Genomic DNA, 21,279 nt, shown 5'->3' with positions numbered 1-21,279 from the left:
TCCAATTCTATTGCGTAAGTAGTTAAGCTAAAGCCTAAATTACTATTTTTACGTCTTAACTTAATAAAAACCTATCATGAAAGATCTTATTCAAAAAATCAATGCTGAGTTTGAAACCTTTAAAACAGAATCTCAATCTCTCGTTGAGAAAGGGGTTAAAGCAGCAGGACCGAGAGCTCGTAAAGCAACATTGGAGCTTGAGAAACAATTAAAAGAGTTTAGAAAAGTTTCTGTGGAACAATCTAAAAAGTAATTTCATTTGTAGAACACGCCTCGTTTAAAATAACTTACGCGAGGTTTTTTTTATGAATACTTTTTTTCTTTTTTTAGATTCTTAAAGGAGATGGTAATAGTAGATCCCCTTCTATTTTAGTAGGCAATTTGTGCTTTATCCACGTTTTCATCCCATCCTAAAATTAGATATTAAAATGTAAAAACAAATCATGTTGTGTGTAATTCGGAAATTGAACAGGACAAATTCAAGAATAAACTTCGTGACATTACTACTCACCTATTCCATAAATGTCTTTATTAAATCCATTAATTAAAGAAATTGTACATGCATTACGTTTGTAAAGCGTGGGGTAAAATACGTTTCCATTGCTTTACATAGGAACGCTTAGCTGTCGGTATTAGTTTTATTTTTTTCCAAATATCCATTTTATTGCTTTTACTTTTGTAGCCCTAAAAATCGTATTATGTTCTTCTTTCGGTTCAGGCACATAATTCCACCTTAATGTAGCTATATCTTCCTTCACTAATATTTCTGACAATTCTTTCGTAAAAGTTGAAATATCTTCTGCACTTGAAGCTGCGAACCAAATTCTTTTTTCAGTTTTAGGAAATTCTACTAAGTGTTGTTTAGCTGTCTTTACTAAAGAATGATCATTCCACCATAATGAAGGATCAAAGGCAATGTAATTGTCAAACATATCTGGTGTCAATAGGAAAGTTTCGATAACAAAAAGTCCTGACAATGATTCGCCAATAATACTTTTTTCATTTGTTGTTCTATATCGTTTATTTATTTCAGGAAAAAGTTCTTCCTTAATAAATGCCCTAAATTTTTCTGAACCACCAACAATTGGTGCAATTTCTTTATCTTCTTCCACTTTAGTAAAACCTGTTAAATCTCTTCTACGTTGCGTATTTGCTATTCCTACTAAAATCATTGGCGGAATACTTTTTGATTTTATAAGTTCAGCAAGTGTGTTTGCTATATGTGGAAAATCCTCATCTATTATTCCGCCGTCAGCCATGTACATTACAGGCAAAGAATCAGCGCTTGTTTTATATTCGGGAGGCGTCCAAACATTAATATTCCTTTTTTCTCCAACTTGTTTGGATTCTATTGTAAACTCATCATGAGATGGAATCCGGTCTTTCTTTTGTGAAGAAATTGCACAACTTGTAAAAAGAATTGATATTAATAAATTACAATAAATAAATTTCATATTTTCTGTTTTAATTTTTGTTATTCGCGGTGCGGTAGGATACAATGGCAGCTAAGGTCAATCTGTGAACAAACTTCCGTTTCCTTCTTCAAATATAATACTTAATATAAAATTAAAAGGAAGCAAATTTTTCTGAATAATACTGCACCATATCACAGGAATAACGAGCAATCAGATGGTCTTTTCTCCCGAAGCTTCGGGATTAGAAGACACTATTTCACAAGAAAATCCTATTCGATTTACAGATGCTTTTGTAGAAGCTGTATCATTGGCATCTTTAGATTTTTCAGTTCAAACCATCAAAATAGTGTGACGCCCTAGCATCGATACCAAAGTTTTTCTCAAAATTTAGCGCTACTGTTCCTTAATATGAATGTCGTGAAAAAGGATGCAGTCCAGCCTCTTGATCCCGACTACTTGGGACACTTATAAATTTACGATAACTCTATAGCAATGGATTTATGACCGGTTCCGTTCAACCGTGGCTTCATTGTTGGCTTTTCAAGCCCAACAAAGCCTTAGCTGTTATATGAAGCCTTTTTTTATTTAGATTTAAGGATGGTTAAAATTATTTTAATAAATCTCCATAGATTGTAAATTGTTACAGCGAATAATGAAATATAAATAGAGAATAATAAGGTCTGAAATTTAATTGAAAATTCTATTTTTCCAATTCTGCACTGTTGTATGATTGGAATTTTATCATTAATTAATATTATAATGAATGATAATGCAATTATAATTATGTTCAAAAAAAGCAATAGTTTACAAAACTTCAAAAAATCATTGTAAGTTTCATTATTTTTAAATCTCTCGAAAAGATATAAGCATCCTAAAAATATACCAAAAAAAATAGAACTGACATCAATTAATTTATCATTAACTAATTCAGTTTTATCACTGAATTTTAAATCTATTAAATAAGATGTTATAACACATACAATAAAAATGAAATACTGCATAAAAGTATTTACAAATTTGGTGAGTTTTAAAGTCTCTATAACGTCTATGTTTTTTTTTGAAATCACAGATAGGATTTTAATATTGGATATTCTTTTATATAAAGATTTTTCATACAATCCTTTCTTTCTTTTTGTTGAAGGTCTGAATCTAATCTTGGAATTGAAATTTGAAAAACCCCGTAATATATATCGCCAAGTAAGTTAATGGGTTTCTTTGCTTTTGTGTTATCTACTGTATAACCAACAATTTCAACCAAATCAATGTGTTCTCTAATTTCACTAAAACCTAATAATTTATGAAAGCTATTTATTATTGGTAATATTTTATCCTTGTAAAGTCCTTTTTTCTCATATGCAGAGACTTTATAATTTATTTCTGCGATGTCACTATTTCATACCACTCCATTGTGATTATAGATTTGATTAATACTTCAAACCTATAGTTTTAATTAGTTATCAATAAACATAATACTGTGGGTCTGGAATTAAGAATTTAACTTTAAGTTGTAAAAGATATTTACACTATTAATTTAAAATTACAAAATATCCATTAAAACAAGAAAGCAATCAATCAAGAGGTTGCTTTTGTATATATTACTGTAAAAACACAGCTTGTGTGCACGAGCGACACGCATCGCTAGCGCTTGTTTTGTTTAATTATCAAGCCAGCTGGGATCATGAGAATTCAAATTTAGCAAGAGTAAAAAAATTCTTGCACCCCAGCAATTCAGTAAGTCCCTTCAATTATTAAATTCATTTGCTCCAAAATATCTTTTTTACATATGTATCGAGAAGTCAAACCACGCTTTTTTTGCAAAAGAGCATTTTCCATTATTGTTAGTTGCTTACTGTTAGCAATTTTTTTAAAATTTTTCAATAGATAAAAATAATCCGAAAGGTATTTCCCTTCATACTCATATTTAACTTGATGAATTTTACCAGAATTTCTTCCTACTCTAGAAACTAAAATGTCATTTTTTTCAATTTTTAACAATTTAGAAAATGAATTTTTTCTAATGTATCTTTTTAACTTAATCGATCCTTCATTATTATTAAAATGAACAACCTCATCAAATAAAATTACATCTTCATTTAAAGTTTTTAATAACTTTGAATTATCAATACCTCTTATGACCTGAATGTTAATTTTATAATTTGAATTTAATTTAGATTCTGAATATTCTTCCTTACTTTTTACAATAAATTTTCCAATAAAAATTCTAGTTTTTACCTCACTTTTTTTAAAATACTCCTTTGCATCCCCAAGATATAAAATTTCAAAATTTTCAAAAAACATCTTATTAAACTTTTTCAAGTTTTCAGAATAAAATATATTTTCTGGTAAAATTGCAGCAAAAAGTTCATCTTTTCGTAAAATACTTAAGTTAGATACTAACATTAAAGCTTCGATTCTTTTCGACCTGATCGCCTCTAAATGTAGTTGTTGATGCTGCGCAGATATCATAATATTACCTATATTAGGCGATTTGCCAAAAGGAGGATTTGCCAAAATTAATTTATTTGCACCAAAATCAATTTGACAAAGATTTTCAATATTCAAAGCATCTAATTTATAGATATTTTCAGTTATCTCAACAATACTTGCTGTTGGACAAATATCAACTCCAATCTTATTTATTTTATTCCATCTTAATGAGGCCGCTTTTAAAAAGTTACCGCTACCCACACAAATGTCGACTACAGTTGTAGGCGCGTAACCTTGTGGTATTAGACTAATAATTTCATTGGCAATATCCATAGGGGTGTAAAAATTAAGCCAGTCTTTTGTAATCATCTTTTCAAATTATTATAAGAATTTCTGTATAAATCATATGCTTGTTTAGCAGTACTATGATTTCTAGGAACTTCAATTGATGATACAAATGTCTTATAATATTTCAAAAAAAGCATTCTGTCTTGGTTATATTTCCATGTCCATATGACATTATTAATTTTTTTTCCTCTATCGTCAATAATTAGTCTTTTTAACAAACTATTAAAAATGTAATTATTTATCTCTTTAACTAATGCGTTACATGTAACTTGCAAATTCTGCAAAGCAATATAATCTAACTGAAGTGGTTTTTCAATACAATTTGAATGATCACTTAATCCAAGTTTAATCGCATTCTTTGTACCTAATTTTCCAAATCGATGAACGAGGCAGTGTCTTAATTCACAGACTTTAACAAATTCATCTAGCGTGGCAATTAATGAATCTGGTAGATTACCTTTTAGATTTAAAAATTTCTTTAAAGATTCTTGAATATTAAATTTACCTGCAAAAGAAACATCTTCTAAAATTGCTTCTGGCATTAAATCATTTCCATGACTTATTGCAGCTCCATAAGACAATGGTAGACTTTCACAATTTTTTAAACTTATTCTGTCAATCAAAATAGTTCTTCTAAGCACCTCTCTCATGTAGCTTTCAAACGCTGAAACTGAACCTAAAACAAGAAGGTTAGCTAACCCCTTATTAAAAACTAATGGATTTGGATCTACCAGTAAAATCAAATTTGTAATTTTACTAATATAGGTGTCAATAGGGGGCTCGTTAGCTTCACTAAAAAGTGTATCAAACATATTAGTTGTGTCTAATAAATGATAAGCAGAAGTATTATTTGCATCTAAATTATTCATAATTACTAAGCTAAAAATTCATCTACAACATCAACAACCCTTTTTAATATATCTTGAGATCTTTTACCTCCGATCTGCTTAACTTTTCTTAATTCAGACACTGGATTTTGGACATAATAAAAATCTCTGATTTTTCTAAAATTTGCTTGATTAACAGCTTCCGCTTGAAATCTTGTAAATGGAATTTCTGAAACATCGAGATTCATACAACTCTCATAAGCCGAGGGATTAACTAATTCAAATCCACATTTATGACAAAATCTTTGATTTTCTTCAATTCGTATGGCGCTACAATTCGAGCAAGGCGGCAAATTTAATTTTAAATTATCAATATCCGCTTCCTTTAATAATGTCTCAAATTTCCTTCTTAAAGGCTGCTTTTTCTCAGCACTCAATAATTTTTGTAGAATTTTTTTTGTATCGAATCCTCTACTTGAATTAAATGCTTTAGCTTTTAATAAAAAGATAATATGTGGTGTATATCTCATATACTCTCTGTTTTCACCATGGCTAACACTGCTCGAATATTTATAGAGTAGCCCTGCTTCATTCAAAAATTGTGTCATTCTTTCAACCATCCTATTAGAATGTGTCTCCACCCCAACAATTAAATTTCTAGAATCAATTAGTTCTTTATTCAATTTTGTAAGTTCTTCTACTATTGTGTCAAAAAAAGTAAATCCAACCTCAATTATATTTGAAAACTGGGGAATCTTTTTTTTAAGAGATAAATACTCTATTTTAATTAATTCAGAATGTTGATCTATAACTTCATTAAATTTAGATTGTCTAGTTACTTTATTTGATTGCAAATAGGATCTAATTAAAAAAATAAAAGCCCTAGGAATACCAAAAGATGCATATTTGAGTATCTCAATAATCTCAGAATCAATTTCTCCAATTATTGAACTAAGTCTCTTTTGAATTAATTCATCCATAAACTTACTGTAAGATTTCATATCATCAGTAACGTTAATCCAACATTCCACCTTTTCAGCATCATGCCCTAAATGAAACTTAGTGCCATACTCTGTAGTACCTGGATAAACAGAGGCTTTTGGCGATATAGATGAAGATTTCAAACTAATAAATATTTCAAAAAATTCAACCAAATAATCAGGTGTTAAAGTCAAAGCAGCATCATCTAATAGAAGAATTGCTCTTTTTCTGTCTGATAAGACTATCAACTCCTCGATTAAAATTTTAACATAAGATACGTTAAGAATCTCAAGTATGGTTTCATCATCAAATCTAAAATTTCCTTTTTCTGCCTGTCCTATAAATAATTCCAGATTTTTTTTTGTTAAGCATGGATCACTTAACAATAATGAAATATCTGTAGAAGTACGTTCACTAAAATCATATATTGATAAAATTATTTTTGATAATACCCAAGTATTAAAAATTTTAATTGCATTAGAAGCTCTTGACATTAATGGCTCCAAATGATAATATCGATTAAAACTAACATATAAAGAAATTGGTTTCTCTCTATTTTTTATACAATTATAATGAGTAATTAGCATTTGATGTGTTTTTCCAGTTCCTCGCGGACCAACTAATAACTTTGCCCCAGTGCCAATCAACTTCTTTTGAATACTTTCAAAATAATCACCAGTTACAAACCAATCGACAACCTGTTCAATGTCTAGATAATCACTTCTTTCCTCAAGTTCCTTTTGATTTAAATCCATTTTTTATTTAAAAATACTAACCTATTTATAATGTTGTAATTATAGAAAATATAATTTAAATAATTACTTTTTTATTAACGAAACTTCAAAAAATTACGGTCTATTTATGAAATCAGTTAAGTTATATAAAAAACTGTTGCCTATTCCTACAGTTCTTGTTTTACTTCCAAATGATGGAAAATCATAATAAATTTGCACATCAGTATTGTCAATGGCAAACATACACGCACCAAGTGAATGAGGTTTTGTACCTATTGGGGCAACCACTAACTCAAAATCTTTATTTTTGTCTTTTATTTCCTGAAGTATGTTGTAAACTCCAAAAGGTTCATTTGCGGTAGATCTCTTTATAGAGTAAAAAGCTTTGGATTGGTTTAATGCATACTGGTTTTGGGAATAAACATAATATTGCCAGCTTGGTTGAAACGAAGGAAAACCTACAATAGCATAGGTCATTCTATCCGAAGGGTTAACATCCTCAAATGCCTTACTAAATCGATTTCCCTCGAAACCCATTAATGCTATTAAAATTCTTTCCTTATTGTGATCCGATATCCTTGCAAATCCAGGAAGAGAATTAACTGAACAAAATTTTTCAGTCAAATCAAATTTTTTAATGGTATTTTCATTTTTTTCTTCCTGCATGTATTTTTCTGGCTCAGTATACGTAACGAAAAGCCCTTTAGGTTTAAAATCTTTTTTTAAAAGCAACAAGAAAAAGAAAAGAAACGGATGCTTTAATGAAGTGATATCAATCAAAATATTTTTACCGTTAATATCAAGTTCATTCAAATCATTAATAAAATCTTTGACTAAATCTTTGCCTGTAATTGATAAGTCTTCTGTTAAAAGTATATCCGAAATTTCTAATTTTCGCATGGAATATTTTTCAAATTCAATATCATAGTTTATTGAGATGATATCTTTATTATAATATTCACTTGCCAAAGAAATAACTTTTTCAGCTCTAATTTCTTTACTTCTTCCTACAAAAAACAGGTCGACTTCTGTAAAAATTTCTTTAAGAGCATCAGTCTTATTAAGGTTATAATATCTATTATAAAGCATTGAACAAATCTATTTTAATTTGGTTAAGATCATCTTTAGTAAGACTCTTAACTAGTGAGTTAGCTATTTCATTTGCTTTTTTACTATCGCTGTTAATCAGAAAATCTAAAATTTTTGGATCAATATACAAACTTCTTATTTTTCTAGGAGAAATTTGAAAGTAAGGAGCATAAATATGATTTAAATGATATTCGCTATTACTAGCATCTATATTCGATTTTTTATCTTTAGTTTCCTCCTTTTTTTGTAATACCGAATAGAGCTCTGCACTTTTCAAAAAAGTTAAGGTTTCTCCCCCTAATTTATCAAAATCACTGCTAAAATGATTTTTTTCAGGCTCGCTTAATCTAGGATCTCTATGAAATTTTTCAAAAATATTTCCTAATAACAATACAAATCTTTTTAATTGATTACTGTATGGTGTATATGTTTCTATGTCATTAATTTTATACTGACTTACATAGTATGCTGCTTCAGATTGTTCATTGGGAGTTAATGCTCTTGGGTTATTAAATTCAAAAGAATTTCTATAGGCATTCTTAAATGCTGATTCACATAATTCTAAGAAGAACCTAATAATTCCTGAAGAAGTTGATTTGTATGTGTTAAAACCATAGTAAAGTTTCTGTTTACTATTTTCTTTACATAATAGATAAACTAAACCCATTTTATTATTATGAAGCCAGTCTTTAAATTTTGACTCATCGTTATTTAAATGCAAATTATATTCACTTGCCAAATATTCAGCTTTCTGACCTCTTTCAAAAAGAACAAGAATTAGCCTTAAAATCATAGGGTCATCAGATCTATATAAAATATCAACATCTTTTTGAGCTCCAATCCTAGCCTTTATTTTTGATTTGAGTGTGGCAATATTTGCTGATTTAATAAAGCCACCTATTTCATCATTAAAATCATATTCACCTAAATAGAATCGAATATCATAAAACCTATGATCATCCAATTCTTTTAATTCCGCAACTTTCTCTAGTCTTTTTCTACAAATATCTACAATTAATTCTTCATAATCTTGAGACTTGAATTGTTCAAAATTGTAATAACTAAAGTCATGTGGTGCTGTTATAATTTCACTATCAGCTAATGTCTGATAAGTTTTACAGCCCTTATTCCTCATACCGACATCAATAATTACGGGATTAGGATGCTTAATAAGTGTATTAACAATTCTCTGCTGATATAAAAGCATATTTTCATACTCGTCTATAAAAATGTGTATTGATTTATCCTTAAATAGGTCTTGATTTAAAATACTTTTTGCTATTAAATTTATTAAAAACCCATTACCTATGACATTAGGTCTTTCATTCTTATTAATATTATTGACATAATTCATCAATCTTATTTCTTCATTACTAAGCATTTTTAGTAATGAATGAAAATGCGGAATAGAAACCTTTGAATCTAAAAGAACTTCCAGTTCATCTGATAAGTAAAAAGCTATTTCTTCATCGCTTTCATTAAGACTAGAATTAATATCAATAATAATTTCGACCAGACGCTTTGATAAAGTAATATTCAAAAAATGTCCAAATAATTGACACCATTCCTCTTCATCTAAACCTTTATGCTGGAATGCAGGTACAAAATTAGAATCAGCACGAAAATGTATTCCAATAAGGTTTTCCGAACTAAAAAAGTCTTTAAAAGAAATCCCTTTACTTTGTGATTCTTTTTTTTTACTAGAATAAGAATGATATAAAAAAAACATTGTTTTACCTGAGCCCCTTCCTCCTTCTAACATTAAAGATTTACTTTTTAGGAGACCCTCAAAGTTTTTATGATTTGAATAAAACTCAAATAGATTATCACCTAATTGCTCTGCTCGGTCTATAGAAAATGGATTGTTAGATTGTGACATTAGCAAATGTTTTTTTATTTTTAAATAAAGGATTCCAGTTATTAATTTGACTATAAAATAATGGAAGAGATGAATCTGGTATGGAATGATGAAATGCAATAGCATAATCTAAACCTTTATAACCTAAAAGACTAATGCCTTTCTTTTTACAAAGTAGATCTAGAACGTTTTTACAAACTTCAACTTCTTCATTGTTAAAATATACAGAGTCTTTTCCAAATACTTTGTATTTATTTGTCAACATTTCACAATAAGTAATCCTTAGACCAACATCATTATCTTGAGAATGAAAATTGTTAAGTCCTTCTTCGGTACAAATCAGACAGAAATAATCTATATCAAGATCAGGAAACATTGCTTTTAATTTTTTTGGAAATATAACTTTATCGTCTATTTTGATACTTGTTGAATTCCAAAAAGTATGAAGCTGAGTTGATGAACCAACGAAATCATCAAGAATTATTAAATTTTTAGCTTTTTTTAGGTCTGTCGATTTTAAATTATTTAAATATAATATGTTTTTTTCAGGAAAACCTATATCATTTGTTAGATACCTTGCCATTACAAGCGAACTTTCAGATGGATTATCTGTAAGTAATGGCATGACATAAGTATTTGTAGTAAAATCCCTTTTAAAATTCAATAAAGTTTCATTTTTAACTTGGAAATCATTTGAAATTTCATTAGCTAAAACTTTTCTTTTTAAAATTGATTCATAAAATCCAAAATCTATCATTCTTATCATATCTTCTTCAGAATAATAAACAAATCTGTCCAGTAATTTCAAAGCACAATACTTCTCTTCGGTACTCTCAAAGTTGCTTAGCCAAGCATGAAATGTGTCGATATCTAATTTTGACCAAAACTTGCTTTCAATATAAAAATACACTTTGTCTTTCGCATATTTTATAAAATCTTTCATCACATCTTTATCAGGCATATCATTAATTATAAGCATACGAAAGTAAACGTTTCTTTCCTTAAAATTAAATATATATTTTGTTTTCTTGAAGAAAATATTGATATTCTGTGTTTAAAAAAATATATTTGATTTTTCCACTTACAATTTCCCAAAAAGCATCCCTCGTTTTGGGGCTGTCTATATTCTTTTCACTGCTTCCCCTTACTCTTCCAACAATCCCTCTAATGCTACTTTCTTCTAAACCCATAAATCCTCCCTCTCAGGTAAAGACTTAAAAACCAAACCACAATTAACCCTATTATTTCGTACCATTCCATAACTCAAATTATAGAACCTACAGAGAGTTACTCTTTTAGCATAAAATCAATTCCTCCGTTTTTGACAACTAATAATCCCGAATTGACAAGTGCTACATATTGCTATAAAACAAAAAAAGATGCCTAGACATCTTTTTTTGTTTTTAATACGAAATCATCATTTATTCTAGATCCATATTTTGCTTCTATTAATTTGAAAAAATCTGATAAAGCAATTTTCTTGTAAAAACAGATGATTGCTAATGTTGACATCGGTACTCTATAAGGTTGGTCATCTAGGATTTTTTTTATAATATGTCGATGAACTCCTAATTCTTGGGCTTGAGGTAGAACTGGCTCATTAACATGCAACCATTCATTTCTTATGTAATCACATATGAATTGGTCAAGCAAAAACACAACTGCTTCTTTCTTAGTATCTAAGGATTTATTGTTTGTTTTACTAGCCATTTAGACAAAAGAATATATTATTAATGATATTTACTGTCACGATAGTGACAGTTTGTAATTTTTTTAGTAAGTTTGTAATTGAATACATATATTTGCGATTCTTCATATAAAATATTTGAAGCATTCGCTTAGAATCTAGCTCTTGAAAACTGGTAATTTTTGCAACTAGATAATAAGTATGATGCTCACGTCCCATGGCGTGGGCTCACTTATTGTTGCACGGTATACCAGTACCTCAAGGGCAGTAAGCTGAGTTCCATGCCATTTTTTTTGTCCATAATTTAGGCACTACTCAACTTCCATTCTTAGCACTGTTTCTTCATTTTTTTACGGTCTCGCATTGATCCTTACTGTTTAACCGTATAAACTTTCGCTTGCCTATGATTTAAAAAAAGAATCTCTACTAAATGCCTGTGCTGTCTTGTTCTTTATTTTGAATTAGTAAAAATGCAGTACAGTCTATTAAAACAAAAAAGATGGCCCTCTAACTCTTCTTGGCGGTTGACTAGAGGACCATTGCTAACAAAACTAACGTTTCCATTAACTAACCCAATATTATGAAAAAAAATTCATTTTACAAGGGTGGATTGGCTTTTTGGTACCTGATTGTTTTCGGGTTCCTAATCTCCTACACCCCTGCTTTATCAAAAACTGCCCTGAGGCCAATTCAGTATTCGCCCCAACAAAACCAAATAAGCGGTACCATCACTGATGGTACAGGCCCTTTAGTTGGTGTAACCATAACTATAAAAGGACAACAAAAAGGAGCTATCTCTGACTTTGACGGGAAATTTACTATCAATGCATTACCCAACGATATGCTTATTTTTAGCTTTATGGGCTACAAAACCCTAATTATTCCTGTCGATGGACAGTCTGTACTAGCTATTCGTATGCAAGAAGATGCGACTTCACTACAGGAAGTCAAAATTAATGCGGGCTACTATTCCGTTAAAGAAAGCGAACGTACTGGAAGTATCGCTAAAATTACGGCAAAGGATATTGAAAAACAGCCTGTGACTAATCCGTTAGCAGCCATGCAAGGACGTATGTCTGGCGTCAATATTACACAAGCCACAGGAGTACCTGGTGGTGGCTTTACTATCCAAATTCGTGGGATTAATAGCATCCGTGCCGAAGGCAACGAGCCACTATACATCGTGGATGGCGTGCCTTACAGCTCGCAATCGCTGGGTTACAGTTCCGCTTCTTCAGGTATACTTGCGGGTACTACCAGTCCATTAAACGGTATTAATCCATCTGACTTAGAAAGTATAGAAGTACTCAAAGATGCAGATGCAACCGCTATTTACGGATCTCGTGGTGCTAATGGTGTTGTCCTGATTACTACCAAAAAAGGCACAGCAGGAAAAACAAAATTTAATTTAAATGCTTACAGCAGCTTTGGAACGCTAACCCGTACCCTAGACTTAATGCATACGGACCAATACTTGTCTATGCGCCGTGAAGCTTTCTCTAATGATGGGATCACAACTTATCCTAGTTATGCCTATGATGTCAATGGAAAATGGAATCAAACAAGGTATACTAATTGGCAAAAAGAACTAATTGGAGGGACTGCAACAACCAATAATCTACAGGCTAGCTTATCTGGAGGCAGTTCTGGAACCAAATACTTAATAAGCGGTACTATGCACAAGGAAACCACCGTTTTTCCAGGAGATGCAAAGTACGGTGAAGGGGCGGTACATACCAGCCTGACTCACAGTACTGAAGACGGTCGTTTCAAAATAAACTTTTCAGCAACTTATACTGCCGATAAAAACATACTTCCCCCATCTGACTTTACCTACAAGGCAGCGGTTCTAGCTCCTAATGCACCCGCTTTGTACGATGCAAACGGAAATCTCAACTGGGAAAATAATTCCTGGACCAACCCTCTAGCTACCTTAAATGGACGATATACTGCTACTACCGCTGCGCTAATTGCCAATACATTGCTATCGTACCAAATTTCAGAAGGTTTAGAATTAAAAACGAGTTTAAGTTATACGGATAACCGCGTAGAGGAAAGTCGCATCAATCCTTCTACAATGTATAATCCTGCGTTTGGAATTGGTAGTGAACGTTCTACTCTCTACCTGAACAATGCATCAAGCCATTCATGGACAATTGAACCACAACTAAATTGGCTTAAAAAAATAGGGAATAGCGAAATTAATATCCTTGCAGGAGCTACTATTCAGGATCAAAAGTCCAGTCAGTTAGCACAAACAGGTTCCGGATTTCCTAGTAACGGTTTGATATATAATCTTGCCGCCGCATCGCGCTTAAGTATTTCAAGCAACACCTTTTCTGAATATAAATACCAAGCTTTTTTTGGCCGAATTAATTTCAATTATAAAAGTAAATACATTCTCAATGCAACGGGCAGACGCGATGGTTCCAGCCGATTTGGACCTGGTAACCGCTTTGCTAATTTTGCCGCTGTTGGTGCCGCTTGGGTATTCTCAAAAGAATCCTTCCTTGATACTAGTACCTTTCTTAGCTTTGGAAAACTTAGAGCTAGCTATGGAACCTCTGGAAACGATCAAATTGGCGATTACCAGTTCTTAGACACCTATGATGTTACAGGAAACAATTATAATGGTGTCATCGGACTCCAGCCTTCGAGACTATTCAATCCTAATTTTGCTTGGGAAACGAATAAAAAATTAGAAATTGCTATAGAATTAGGATTTGTTAACGATCGTGTTTTTTTAAGTACAGCTTATTACCGCAACCGATCTTCTAACCAATTAGTAGGTATCCCATTAGCAGGAACTACAGGGTTTTCTTCCTTACAAGCCAATCTAAATGCAACAGTTCAAAATTCGGGATTAGAACTGGAATTACGAGTCGAACCATTCCGCTCTACAAACTGGAATTGGACTTCGAATTTCAATCTAAGTCTACCCACGAACAAGTTGTTGGAATTTCCTAATCTAGAAAGCTCTCCCTACGCTAATAGATACCTAATTGGACAATCTATTAGTATTCAAAAAGTATATCACTATACAGGAATCAATCCACAAAACGGACTGTATTCTTTCGAAGATTATGATAGTGATGGACAAATTAGTAGCCCCAACGATCAGCAATGGGTTGAAGACACTGCTCCCAAATGGTTTGGAGGTTTTGCAAATCAATTAAGCTATAAAAATTGGTCCATGGATTTCTTATTCCAATTTGTAAAACAAAAAGCACGAAATTATTTATACAACACTTCTTGGGCTGGAGATATGGTCAATCAACCTATAGCTATAGAAAACCATTGGCCGGTGGATGGATCAAACTCTCACACGCAATTGTATACTACTGGAGAAAATGGAGAAGCGCTCGATGCTTGGTCTTCTTACAGCAATAGTAGTGCAACAATCAGTGATGCATCTTACATCCGTTTAAAAAGTGTTAGTCTATCGTACACAATTCCTACCAAAGGATCGGCTATTAATACTGCTAGAGTCTATTTACAGGCACAAAATCTACTGACTTTTACGAACTACAAAGGAGCAGATCCTGAAAACCAATCTTCCTTTTTCATAGCACCATTGCGTCAGATCTCATTGGGTGTGCAACTGGGTTTATAACATAAAAATTAACAAGATGAAATATTACAGACAAATACAAGTTGCATTAATAGCTGCTTTAATAGTTATTATATGCCTTTGGCTTTCTAGTTGCGATAGTTTTACTGAAACGGATCTCCCGAAGACGCAACTAATCAAAACTGCCGTTTTTCAAGATGTAAAAACAGCTACAGCAGCTCTTTCCGACTGCTATGCTCAAATGCGAGATTACAGCATGATAACGGGAAATTCTGATGGACTTTCCATTCTGTTAGGAAATTACGCAGATGAATTAACCTACTACGGGGTTAGTGACTCTCCCTTGCAAAACTTTTATAATCATACACTACTACCTTCCAATAGTGGGGTTTCCGTTTTATGGAATTCTAGCTACAATCAAATTTACGCTGCAAACGCTATCGTAGAAGGTGTAGATAATTCAACAGCGATTACAGGAGATAATCGAAACCGCTTGAAGGGAGAAGCGCTATTTATCCGTGCTTTTATACACTTTAATTTGGTAAACTTGTTTGGAGATATTCCCTATATCGCTAGTACTGATTATAAAACTAACACTATGGTTTCAAAGCAGTCCCAAGCAGAGGTATACAAGCAAATTATAACAGACTTATTGGAAGCAAAAGAGCTATTACCCGAGTCGTATACTTCCGCTCAACGAATCCGTCCCAATAAATATACCGTTTCGGCCTTACTGGCTAGAGTATTTTTATATACGGAAAACTGGCAGTTAGCTGAAAATGAAGCGAGTGTTATTATCAATAAAACAGCCCTTTACCAGTGGCAGGATAACTTGGATTTAGTTTTCTTGAAAGACAGTCCTTCCACGATTTGGCAATTGCATCCTGGTGTTGCGGGCTTAAATACAATAGAAGGTCGAACTTTTATTTTTACTAGTGCGCCGCCAAATATTGAAGCTATAAGTCCGGACTTACTCAATGCCTTTGAAACAGGAGATCAAAGAAAAAATCAGTGGTTGGGTAGTGTGAATGATGGAACAGACACCTATTATTTCCCTTTTAAATACAAGCTCGATACGAATTCAGGAACATCTCAGGAGTATTCCATTATTTTTAGATTAGACGAGCAATACTTAATTCGAGCTGAAGCTAGAGTACATTTAGGAAAACTAGCTGAAGCCAAAAACGATATCAATAAGATAAGACAAAGAGCAACATTAACAAATACGAGTTCTAGTACTCCAGAGGAACTATCACAAGCTGTCTTACAGGAGCGAAGAGTGGAATTGTTTACTGAATTCGGGCACCGTTGGTTTGACTTAAAACGTACTGGAAAAGCTGGTACTGTTTTGAGTGTAATTAAACCAGCATGGAAAGATAGAGATAATTTACTTCCACTACCTGCATCTGAACTGTTAGCAAACAGTCATTTACTACCTCAAAATCAAGGATACTAAATTATGAAAGACACTATATTATTAATCAAAAAGCATATGATTTTACTTCTTTTTTTATTGGGATCTGTAACTATATGGGGACAGATTTCAGTAAAAAGAAAAGTTTCTCCTGCTGATTACAGCCAATGGAGTACACTTAACTCCGAGAAATTAGCTGCTGATGGTCTGTGGGTGAGTTATAATCTGTCGTATGATTCAGGAAAGGATACTATTATTGTACAGCAAACTTATGGTAGCAAAAAATATACTTTTCCTTTAGCAACAGACGAAAATTTCAGTCGAGATGGAAAATGGTGGGCTGCAATAGCACCCGAAAAAGGACTTGGGATATTGAATTTAAAAACTGGAAAATGCCAATGGACTGCAGATGTTGAATCGTATGAATTTCTAGCAAATGGTAAATATTTGGCTTTCCTTAAAAAAACAGGACTGGAGCAGGAACTCTGTATTTTGAATTTGGGAACTGGACAAAAATATACGGTAAAAGACATTGCGGAATATCGTTCTAGTCCCAATGGGAAAATTGTGGTATTTATAACAAAGCAAGAAAACGCCGTAAAATTAATTTGGATTGACCAAGCCTTTCGCACTTCGGAAATAATTCAGAGTTCCGCAAAACGCTTTAAAAACTTGATTTGGAATAAAGAGGCAAATGCACTGGCTTTTTTACAGGAACTCCCGCAGGATCAATACCAAGGAACCAATCACAGACTGTATTTCGTGAATCATATGGATGGGGTTCCCAACCTGCATATTCTGGATCCCTTACTTGCTGAAGATATACTTAAGGGGCTGAAAATTGTAACACCGCCAGCAAAAAATCCTTTGGAGATGGCAACGGATGGCAAAAAGGTTTTCTTTTATACAACCGCTCCGAAATTACAGACCAAGGAGAAGGAAATCGTACAGGTATGGGACGGTGCAACACCATGGACCTACCCTAGCCAAAAGAATACAGAAAGCTGGCAATACAATTCCAAAATGGTAGTGTGGTGGCCCGAGGAAAACAAATTATTTAAAATAGGAACCGATGAGTTTCCAAAAACGCAGTTAATGGCAGATGGAAATTATACTTTAAACCATAATCCGCTGCAATATGAACCACAGTATGAAATTGCCAGTCCTGTTGATTATGTACTAACAGATGTGCGTACTGGACAAAGCAAAAAAATACTGGAAAAACAGATCCGAAAATATGATTTTATCAAGGGTTCCGGTTCCGGAAATTTCATCAACTATTTTAAAGAAAAGCATTGGTGGGTTTACAATATTAAGGAGGATAGCCATATCAATCTGACATTGCCTTTGGGAATCCCCATAGATGAGGTGGATTATGATTGTGGAGGCACTGCCCCGCCTTACGGAAGTCCGGGATGGTCAGTGGATGAAAAATATCTGATTGTTTATGATCAATATGATATTTGGTTATTGTCTGCCGATGGAAAATCACAAAAAAGAATAACACAAGGCCGTGAAAAACGTATTCAATACAGAATCGCAGAGGACAGCTATACGGATTCACTGTTGTTAGGAAATGCGGTATTGAGTGGGAATAAATTTGACCTGTCTAAAGGGTTATTTGTGGAAGCTATTGGAGAAGACAAATCTTCAGGCTATTTTTATTGGCATCCAGAAGGAAATATAAAAAAAATGGTGTATAAAGACCGAATGATAGATCACTTGATAAAGGCAGAACAATCCGCAAGCTACATATACAGAGAACAGTCTTTTAAATTATCCCCAAGATTGATGTTTAAGACTGAGAAAGAGAAACAGCCAAAAATTTTGATACAAACCAACTTACAACAGAACCATTTTGATTGGGGGCATAACGAACTGATTTCGTATACCGACTCTAGAGGGACTCCACTACAGGGAGTGTTATACTATCCGTCCAATTTTCAAAAAGGCAAACAGTACCCCATGATCGTACATATTTACGAAAAACAATCGAATATTCTACATCATTATTTCAATCCAGCAGAAAATGCAATAGATGCATTTCCTCTTACCAATTACACTTTGGACGGTTATCTTGTTTTATATCCTGATATAGCGTATCAAGTAGGTGAACCCGGTAAATCAGCTGCGGATTGTGTAGTAGCAGCAGTAAAAACAGTGACTGCAAAAGGGATAGTAGAAGAGCAACACATTGGATTGACGGGAGCCTCATTTGGCGGTTATGAAACAGCTTATATTGTGTCGCAAACCAATATTTTTGCTGCAGCGGTAGCAGGTTGTCCACTTACCGACTTTGTAAGCCAATACCTTAGTCTGGATGGTGCCGGCGGTACTACTAGGATGTGGAGATACGAATCGCAGCAACAACGCATGGGAGTTTCCCTCTTTGAAGATTATCAGGGATACATTGAGAACTCAGTTGTAGCACAGGCTGCAAAAATCAACACCCCATTATTAATATGGTCTGGCCTGGAGGATACAATGGTAAGTTGGACGCAAGGACTCGAACTGCATTTAGCCTTGCGTAGGCTTCAAAAGCCAAACCAATTTTTAGTATACCCAGGAGAAAACCACTCCTTTTTAAAACGGGAGACAAAAAATGACTTGACACAGCGTACCAAAGAATGGTTCGATCATTATCTTAAGGAGAAACCCTTTAGAGATAATTTGAGTAGCAATTAAAAACAACAATGCTGGATTTTAAAAAAATCCAGCATTGTATTACCAATAAATATTGGTTTAAGAACGGTTACTAAATTTTTTTAAATAGCACATCTGGACAATCAGTTCCAGCAGTATTCAGACGATAAAGCTGCTGACCACTAGAGGTACACATTTGCGGATTTGGAACTGTTGAACACTTTACGTTTGTTTGTTCACAGGAAGCAGGGAGATGTCCATTAACATCAATTGTGCTACTCAAATTAGAACTTGAAACATTGTTAGCGAAAGCTCCCGCAATCGCAAAAACAACTACTGCAATGGGAAATCCCATTTTTGAAAAATTTGTTTTCATAATACTAAAATTAAAAGTTAATGATCTACTCTTTTTTACAGGTTTTCGATCGCCATCCTGATACTGCGCAGTATATTTTAATTCCTTTTTAATAAAGATCAAGGTGCATGTAAAATCTTAAATCCACTTCATTGATAAGCATTAGTCCGTATCTTATATGTAACGATAGAATAATCGTATAGGGCTACAAAAACATCCTCAACTACCCTAAAATCAGTCATTTTTTGATTTAAAAGATTAGGAACATAAAAACTAAATAAATAGGTGTTTTTCATAAAATCATAGACATCAATAATAGATGATTTATCCCACATCTCTTCCGTTTCATAACGCCCCATTAGACCGGCTTGAACAAAAAGATAATTACCAAAAGTTGCTGTTCTTTTATTTACTATGATTGGAGGAGCACTTAGCTTACTTTGATTTTTTGAATGAATAGTAGTTACTTTAATTTGCGCTCGACTAATTGTATCAATAGTATGACCTCGATGTACTAAATTTAAGCTATCATCACATACGAGATACTCATTGCGATAATAGTAAGTATAAAGGACTTTTTTTAATTGCTCATTATAAATTAAATTACCATCGGTATCAAAAACACCATCAATTTGCTTTTCCAATAGCTGCGGTGCTAATCTTACTTTAATCACATCATTAATTGTTATAGTTCCTAAAACATTTTCATGATTTTTACTGCTTACTGAACGAATAGCAAAAGACTCCTTATTTATTGGCTCTCCTTTAACAAAATAAACTTTATCGTACATCCATAAACTGGCTTTCCAATCGGTAAGATTACCTCTAAAGATGCAAGGAACGGTACCGTCCATCAAATAAAAATACGGTGGTTGGACACGTACTTGTACAGAACGAAAAGGAAGGTTAGATTTGGAAAGTCTTATAACATAACTTTTTTTCGTTTGTAACCCAATGTCGATTACTATGACATGAAGTGGTGCCTCATAATTACCTAGATAAACTTTGTTCTTCTCGATTCCAGCAATATAGAAGGACGGATGTTTTAAATCTAATTCATTAATTTTTGTAACTGGATGATGCGGAAAACGACGAATAAAGTTGTTGCGATGATGAATAATATCTTCCGATAATACAAAAAGTAAAACTACAACAGCAATACTGCTCAATAAGGTGATAGAGACCGTTCTAAAAGTTCTATTATACTGATTCTTACTACCAACATATTTTGGGTTAAATAGTAACAGCATTATACCCGTAAATGCCAGTAGAACAAATAAAATATTAAACACCAAATGCTCAGTCCAATCTAAATTTTCAAGTATTCCTCCACAGGAACAAGGAATAAAAGAACTGAAATTTAAAATGATAATGATATAGGTCGTAAACATAACCATCAAACTAAAAGCAGCAAAAAGACCCACAAGACGAAATCTTGGAACAAGTAAAAGTAAGGCTATGACTAGCTCCACAATGGGGACACCCCAAGATACCCATCCTGCAAAAGCACTTAGTAATGGTGACTGTCCCAGCTGCACTTGAAAGTTTTCAAAATCCAATAATTTACTCACAGCAGCATAAACAAAAAGCAGTATGTATAACAGGCAAATTATCTCAATTATTCCATTCTTTATTGTCGCACTTAAATTCATATCTGTTCCTTTTAGGGTTAAACCGAATGAATTCTAAATGTTCTCAACTTTGAAGTTTCTCTGGATCTAGATTTTAAAGTTTCAAAGTGTTGACGCTTATTTAAAACAATCATTCTTAAATACTTACCAAAAGTACATTCCTTTTTTTCGAAACATGCTTTGAAAATCAAGCCAAAATATTTGAAAATCAAGCCAATTTTCGAATAAAGGATAGGAATAACTATTACTAGAACCGAAGATGATTAAACCAAAAGAATGCCAAATAAATAGTATCAGTT

General features: G+C 32.8%; 16 protein-coding genes. 5 read left to right on the top strand and 11 right to left on the bottom strand.

All coding sequences use genetic code 11. From position 1 onward, the window contains the following. The first annotated feature begins 76 nt into the window (after positions 1-76). Positions 77-253, top strand: a complete 177-nt coding sequence (locus AC4PRO_RS05630) for an Hc1-related histone H1-like protein (protein ID WP_091093269.1) — start codon at positions 77-79, stop codon at positions 251-253. A gap of 385 nt (positions 254-638) precedes the next feature. Here AC4PRO_RS05630 and AC4PRO_RS05625 read toward each other — a convergent pair whose 3' ends face one another. Beyond that, complete coding sequence (locus AC4PRO_RS05625) at positions 639-1,454, bottom strand: alpha/beta hydrolase (RefSeq protein WP_492116626.1); 816 nt, start codon at positions 1,452-1,454, stop codon at positions 639-641. Positions 1,455-1,629: 175 nt separating this feature from the next. Here AC4PRO_RS05625 and AC4PRO_RS05620 point away from each other — a divergent pair, with 175 nt between their 5' ends. Continuing rightward, positions 1,630-1,767, top strand: a complete 138-nt coding sequence (locus AC4PRO_RS05620) for a hypothetical protein (protein WP_492116625.1) — start codon at positions 1,630-1,632, stop codon at positions 1,765-1,767. 1,376 nt (positions 1,768-3,143) lie between these two features. On the opposite strand, the gene AC4PRO_RS05615 is transcribed toward AC4PRO_RS05620, so the two are convergent. The 8 genes from AC4PRO_RS05615 to AC4PRO_RS05580 form a co-directional block, all read right to left on the bottom strand. Beyond that, a complete protein-coding gene (locus AC4PRO_RS05615; RefSeq protein ID WP_492116624.1) occupies positions 3,144-4,211 on the bottom strand; it encodes a DNA methyltransferase family protein in 1,068 nt (355 codons plus the stop codon). Beyond that, a complete protein-coding gene (locus AC4PRO_RS05610) occupies positions 4,208-5,059 on the bottom strand; it encodes a hypothetical protein (protein WP_367753790.1) in 852 nt (283 codons plus the stop codon). The genes AC4PRO_RS05615 and AC4PRO_RS05610 overlap by 4 nt, the downstream gene beginning before the upstream one ends. A 5-nt stretch (positions 5,060-5,064) precedes the next feature. Then, positions 5,065-6,753: an ORC-CDC6 family AAA ATPase gene (locus AC4PRO_RS05605; RefSeq protein WP_492116623.1), complete on the bottom strand. Its 1,689-nt coding sequence runs from the start codon at positions 6,751-6,753 to the stop codon at positions 5,065-5,067. A gap of 93 nt (positions 6,754-6,846) precedes the next feature. Next, complete coding sequence (locus AC4PRO_RS05600; RefSeq protein ID WP_492116622.1) at positions 6,847-7,821, bottom strand: hypothetical protein; 975 nt, start codon at positions 7,819-7,821, stop codon at positions 6,847-6,849. Next, the gene (locus tag AC4PRO_RS05595; RefSeq protein ID WP_492116621.1) at positions 7,811-9,700 is read right to left on the bottom strand and encodes an ORC-CDC6 family AAA ATPase; all 1,890 of its coding nucleotides are present in this window, start codon (positions 9,698-9,700) and stop codon (positions 7,811-7,813) included. The genes AC4PRO_RS05600 and AC4PRO_RS05595 overlap by 11 nt, the downstream gene beginning before the upstream one ends. After that, entirely contained in the window at positions 9,687-10,640 is a 954-nt protein-coding gene (locus AC4PRO_RS05590) for a phosphoribosyltransferase-like protein (protein WP_492116620.1), read from the bottom strand. The genes AC4PRO_RS05595 and AC4PRO_RS05590 overlap by 14 nt, the downstream gene beginning before the upstream one ends. 46 nt (positions 10,641-10,686) lie before the next feature. After that, positions 10,687-10,869, bottom strand: a complete 183-nt coding sequence (locus AC4PRO_RS05585; protein WP_492116619.1) for a hypothetical protein — start codon at positions 10,867-10,869, stop codon at positions 10,687-10,689. A gap of 193 nt (positions 10,870-11,062) precedes the next feature. Further along, positions 11,063-11,389 carry a helix-turn-helix domain-containing protein gene (locus AC4PRO_RS05580; RefSeq protein ID WP_492116618.1) on the bottom strand — a complete coding sequence of 109 codons (327 nt, stop codon included), beginning with the start codon at positions 11,387-11,389 and terminating at the stop codon, positions 11,063-11,065. Positions 11,390-11,946: 557 nt separating this feature from the next. Here AC4PRO_RS05580 and AC4PRO_RS05575 point away from each other — a divergent pair. The 3 genes from AC4PRO_RS05575 to AC4PRO_RS05565 are packed head-to-tail and all read left to right on the top strand — an operon-like array spanning position 11,947 to position 19,036. After that, positions 11,947-14,979 carry a SusC/RagA family TonB-linked outer membrane protein gene (locus AC4PRO_RS05575; protein ID WP_492116617.1) on the top strand — a complete coding sequence of 1,011 codons (3,033 nt, stop codon included), beginning with the start codon at positions 11,947-11,949 and terminating at the stop codon, positions 14,977-14,979. Positions 14,980-14,995: 16 nt separating this feature from the next. After that, the gene (locus AC4PRO_RS05570) at positions 14,996-16,393 is read left to right on the top strand and encodes a RagB/SusD family nutrient uptake outer membrane protein (RefSeq protein ID WP_492116616.1); all 1,398 of its coding nucleotides are present in this window, start codon (positions 14,996-14,998) and stop codon (positions 16,391-16,393) included. A gap of 3 nt (positions 16,394-16,396) precedes the next feature. Next, a complete protein-coding gene (locus tag AC4PRO_RS05565; RefSeq protein WP_492116615.1) occupies positions 16,397-19,036 on the top strand; it encodes a S9 family peptidase in 2,640 nt (879 codons plus the stop codon). Between the two features lie 70 nt (positions 19,037-19,106). Here the strand turns inward: AC4PRO_RS05565 and AC4PRO_RS05560 are convergent, their stop codons facing one another. Continuing rightward, positions 19,107-19,370: a DUF6520 family protein gene (locus AC4PRO_RS05560; RefSeq protein ID WP_492116614.1), complete on the bottom strand. Its 264-nt coding sequence runs from the start codon at positions 19,368-19,370 to the stop codon at positions 19,107-19,109. Positions 19,371-19,498: 128 nt separating this feature from the next. After that, positions 19,499-21,001: a DoxX family protein gene (locus AC4PRO_RS05555; protein WP_492116613.1), complete on the bottom strand. Its 1,503-nt coding sequence runs from the start codon at positions 20,999-21,001 to the stop codon at positions 19,499-19,501. Between the last annotated feature and the right edge of the window lie 278 nt (positions 21,002-21,279).

It is taken from the genome of Flavobacterium sp. DW-iso2 (assembly GCF_058725285.1).
The sequence above is the reverse complement of the archived record's forward strand: the minus strand, read 5'-3'. Positions and strand labels throughout refer to the sequence as shown.

What these genes read in the sequence shown, in the direction of transcription:
- AC4PRO_RS05630 (WP_091093269.1), top strand. Translation starts at nt 77, where the DNA reads ATGAAAGATCTTATTCAAAAAATCAATGCTGAGTTTGAAACCTTTAAA.
- AC4PRO_RS05625 (WP_492116626.1), bottom strand. Translation starts at nt 1,454, where the DNA reads ATGAAATTTATTTATTGTAATTTATTAATATCAATTCTTTTTACAAGT.
- AC4PRO_RS05620 (WP_492116625.1), top strand. Translation starts at nt 1,630, where the DNA reads ATGGTCTTTTCTCCCGAAGCTTCGGGATTAGAAGACACTATTTCACAA.
- AC4PRO_RS05615 (WP_492116624.1), bottom strand. Translation starts at nt 4,211, where the DNA reads ATGATTACAAAAGACTGGCTTAATTTTTACACCCCTATGGATATTGCC.
- AC4PRO_RS05610 (WP_367753790.1), bottom strand. Translation starts at nt 5,059, where the DNA reads ATGAATAATTTAGATGCAAATAATACTTCTGCTTATCATTTATTAGAC.
- AC4PRO_RS05605 (WP_492116623.1), bottom strand. Translation starts at nt 6,753, where the DNA reads ATGGATTTAAATCAAAAGGAACTTGAGGAAAGAAGTGATTATCTAGAC.
- AC4PRO_RS05600 (WP_492116622.1), bottom strand. Translation starts at nt 7,821, where the DNA reads ATGCTTTATAATAGATATTATAACCTTAATAAGACTGATGCTCTTAAA.
- AC4PRO_RS05595 (WP_492116621.1), bottom strand. Translation starts at nt 9,700, where the DNA reads ATGTCACAATCTAACAATCCATTTTCTATAGACCGAGCAGAGCAATTA.
- AC4PRO_RS05590 (WP_492116620.1), bottom strand. Translation starts at nt 10,640, where the DNA reads ATGCCTGATAAAGATGTGATGAAAGATTTTATAAAATATGCGAAAGAC.
- AC4PRO_RS05585 (WP_492116619.1), bottom strand. Translation starts at nt 10,869, where the DNA reads ATGGGTTTAGAAGAAAGTAGCATTAGAGGGATTGTTGGAAGAGTAAGG.
- AC4PRO_RS05580 (WP_492116618.1), bottom strand. Translation starts at nt 11,389, where the DNA reads ATGGCTAGTAAAACAAACAATAAATCCTTAGATACTAAGAAAGAAGCA.
- AC4PRO_RS05575 (WP_492116617.1), top strand. Translation starts at nt 11,947, where the DNA reads ATGAAAAAAAATTCATTTTACAAGGGTGGATTGGCTTTTTGGTACCTG.
- AC4PRO_RS05570 (WP_492116616.1), top strand. Translation starts at nt 14,996, where the DNA reads ATGAAATATTACAGACAAATACAAGTTGCATTAATAGCTGCTTTAATA.
- AC4PRO_RS05565 (WP_492116615.1), top strand. Translation starts at nt 16,397, where the DNA reads ATGAAAGACACTATATTATTAATCAAAAAGCATATGATTTTACTTCTT.
- AC4PRO_RS05560 (WP_492116614.1), bottom strand. Translation starts at nt 19,370, where the DNA reads ATGAAAACAAATTTTTCAAAAATGGGATTTCCCATTGCAGTAGTTGTT.
- AC4PRO_RS05555 (WP_492116613.1), bottom strand. Translation starts at nt 21,001, where the DNA reads ATGAATTTAAGTGCGACAATAAAGAATGGAATAATTGAGATAATTTGC.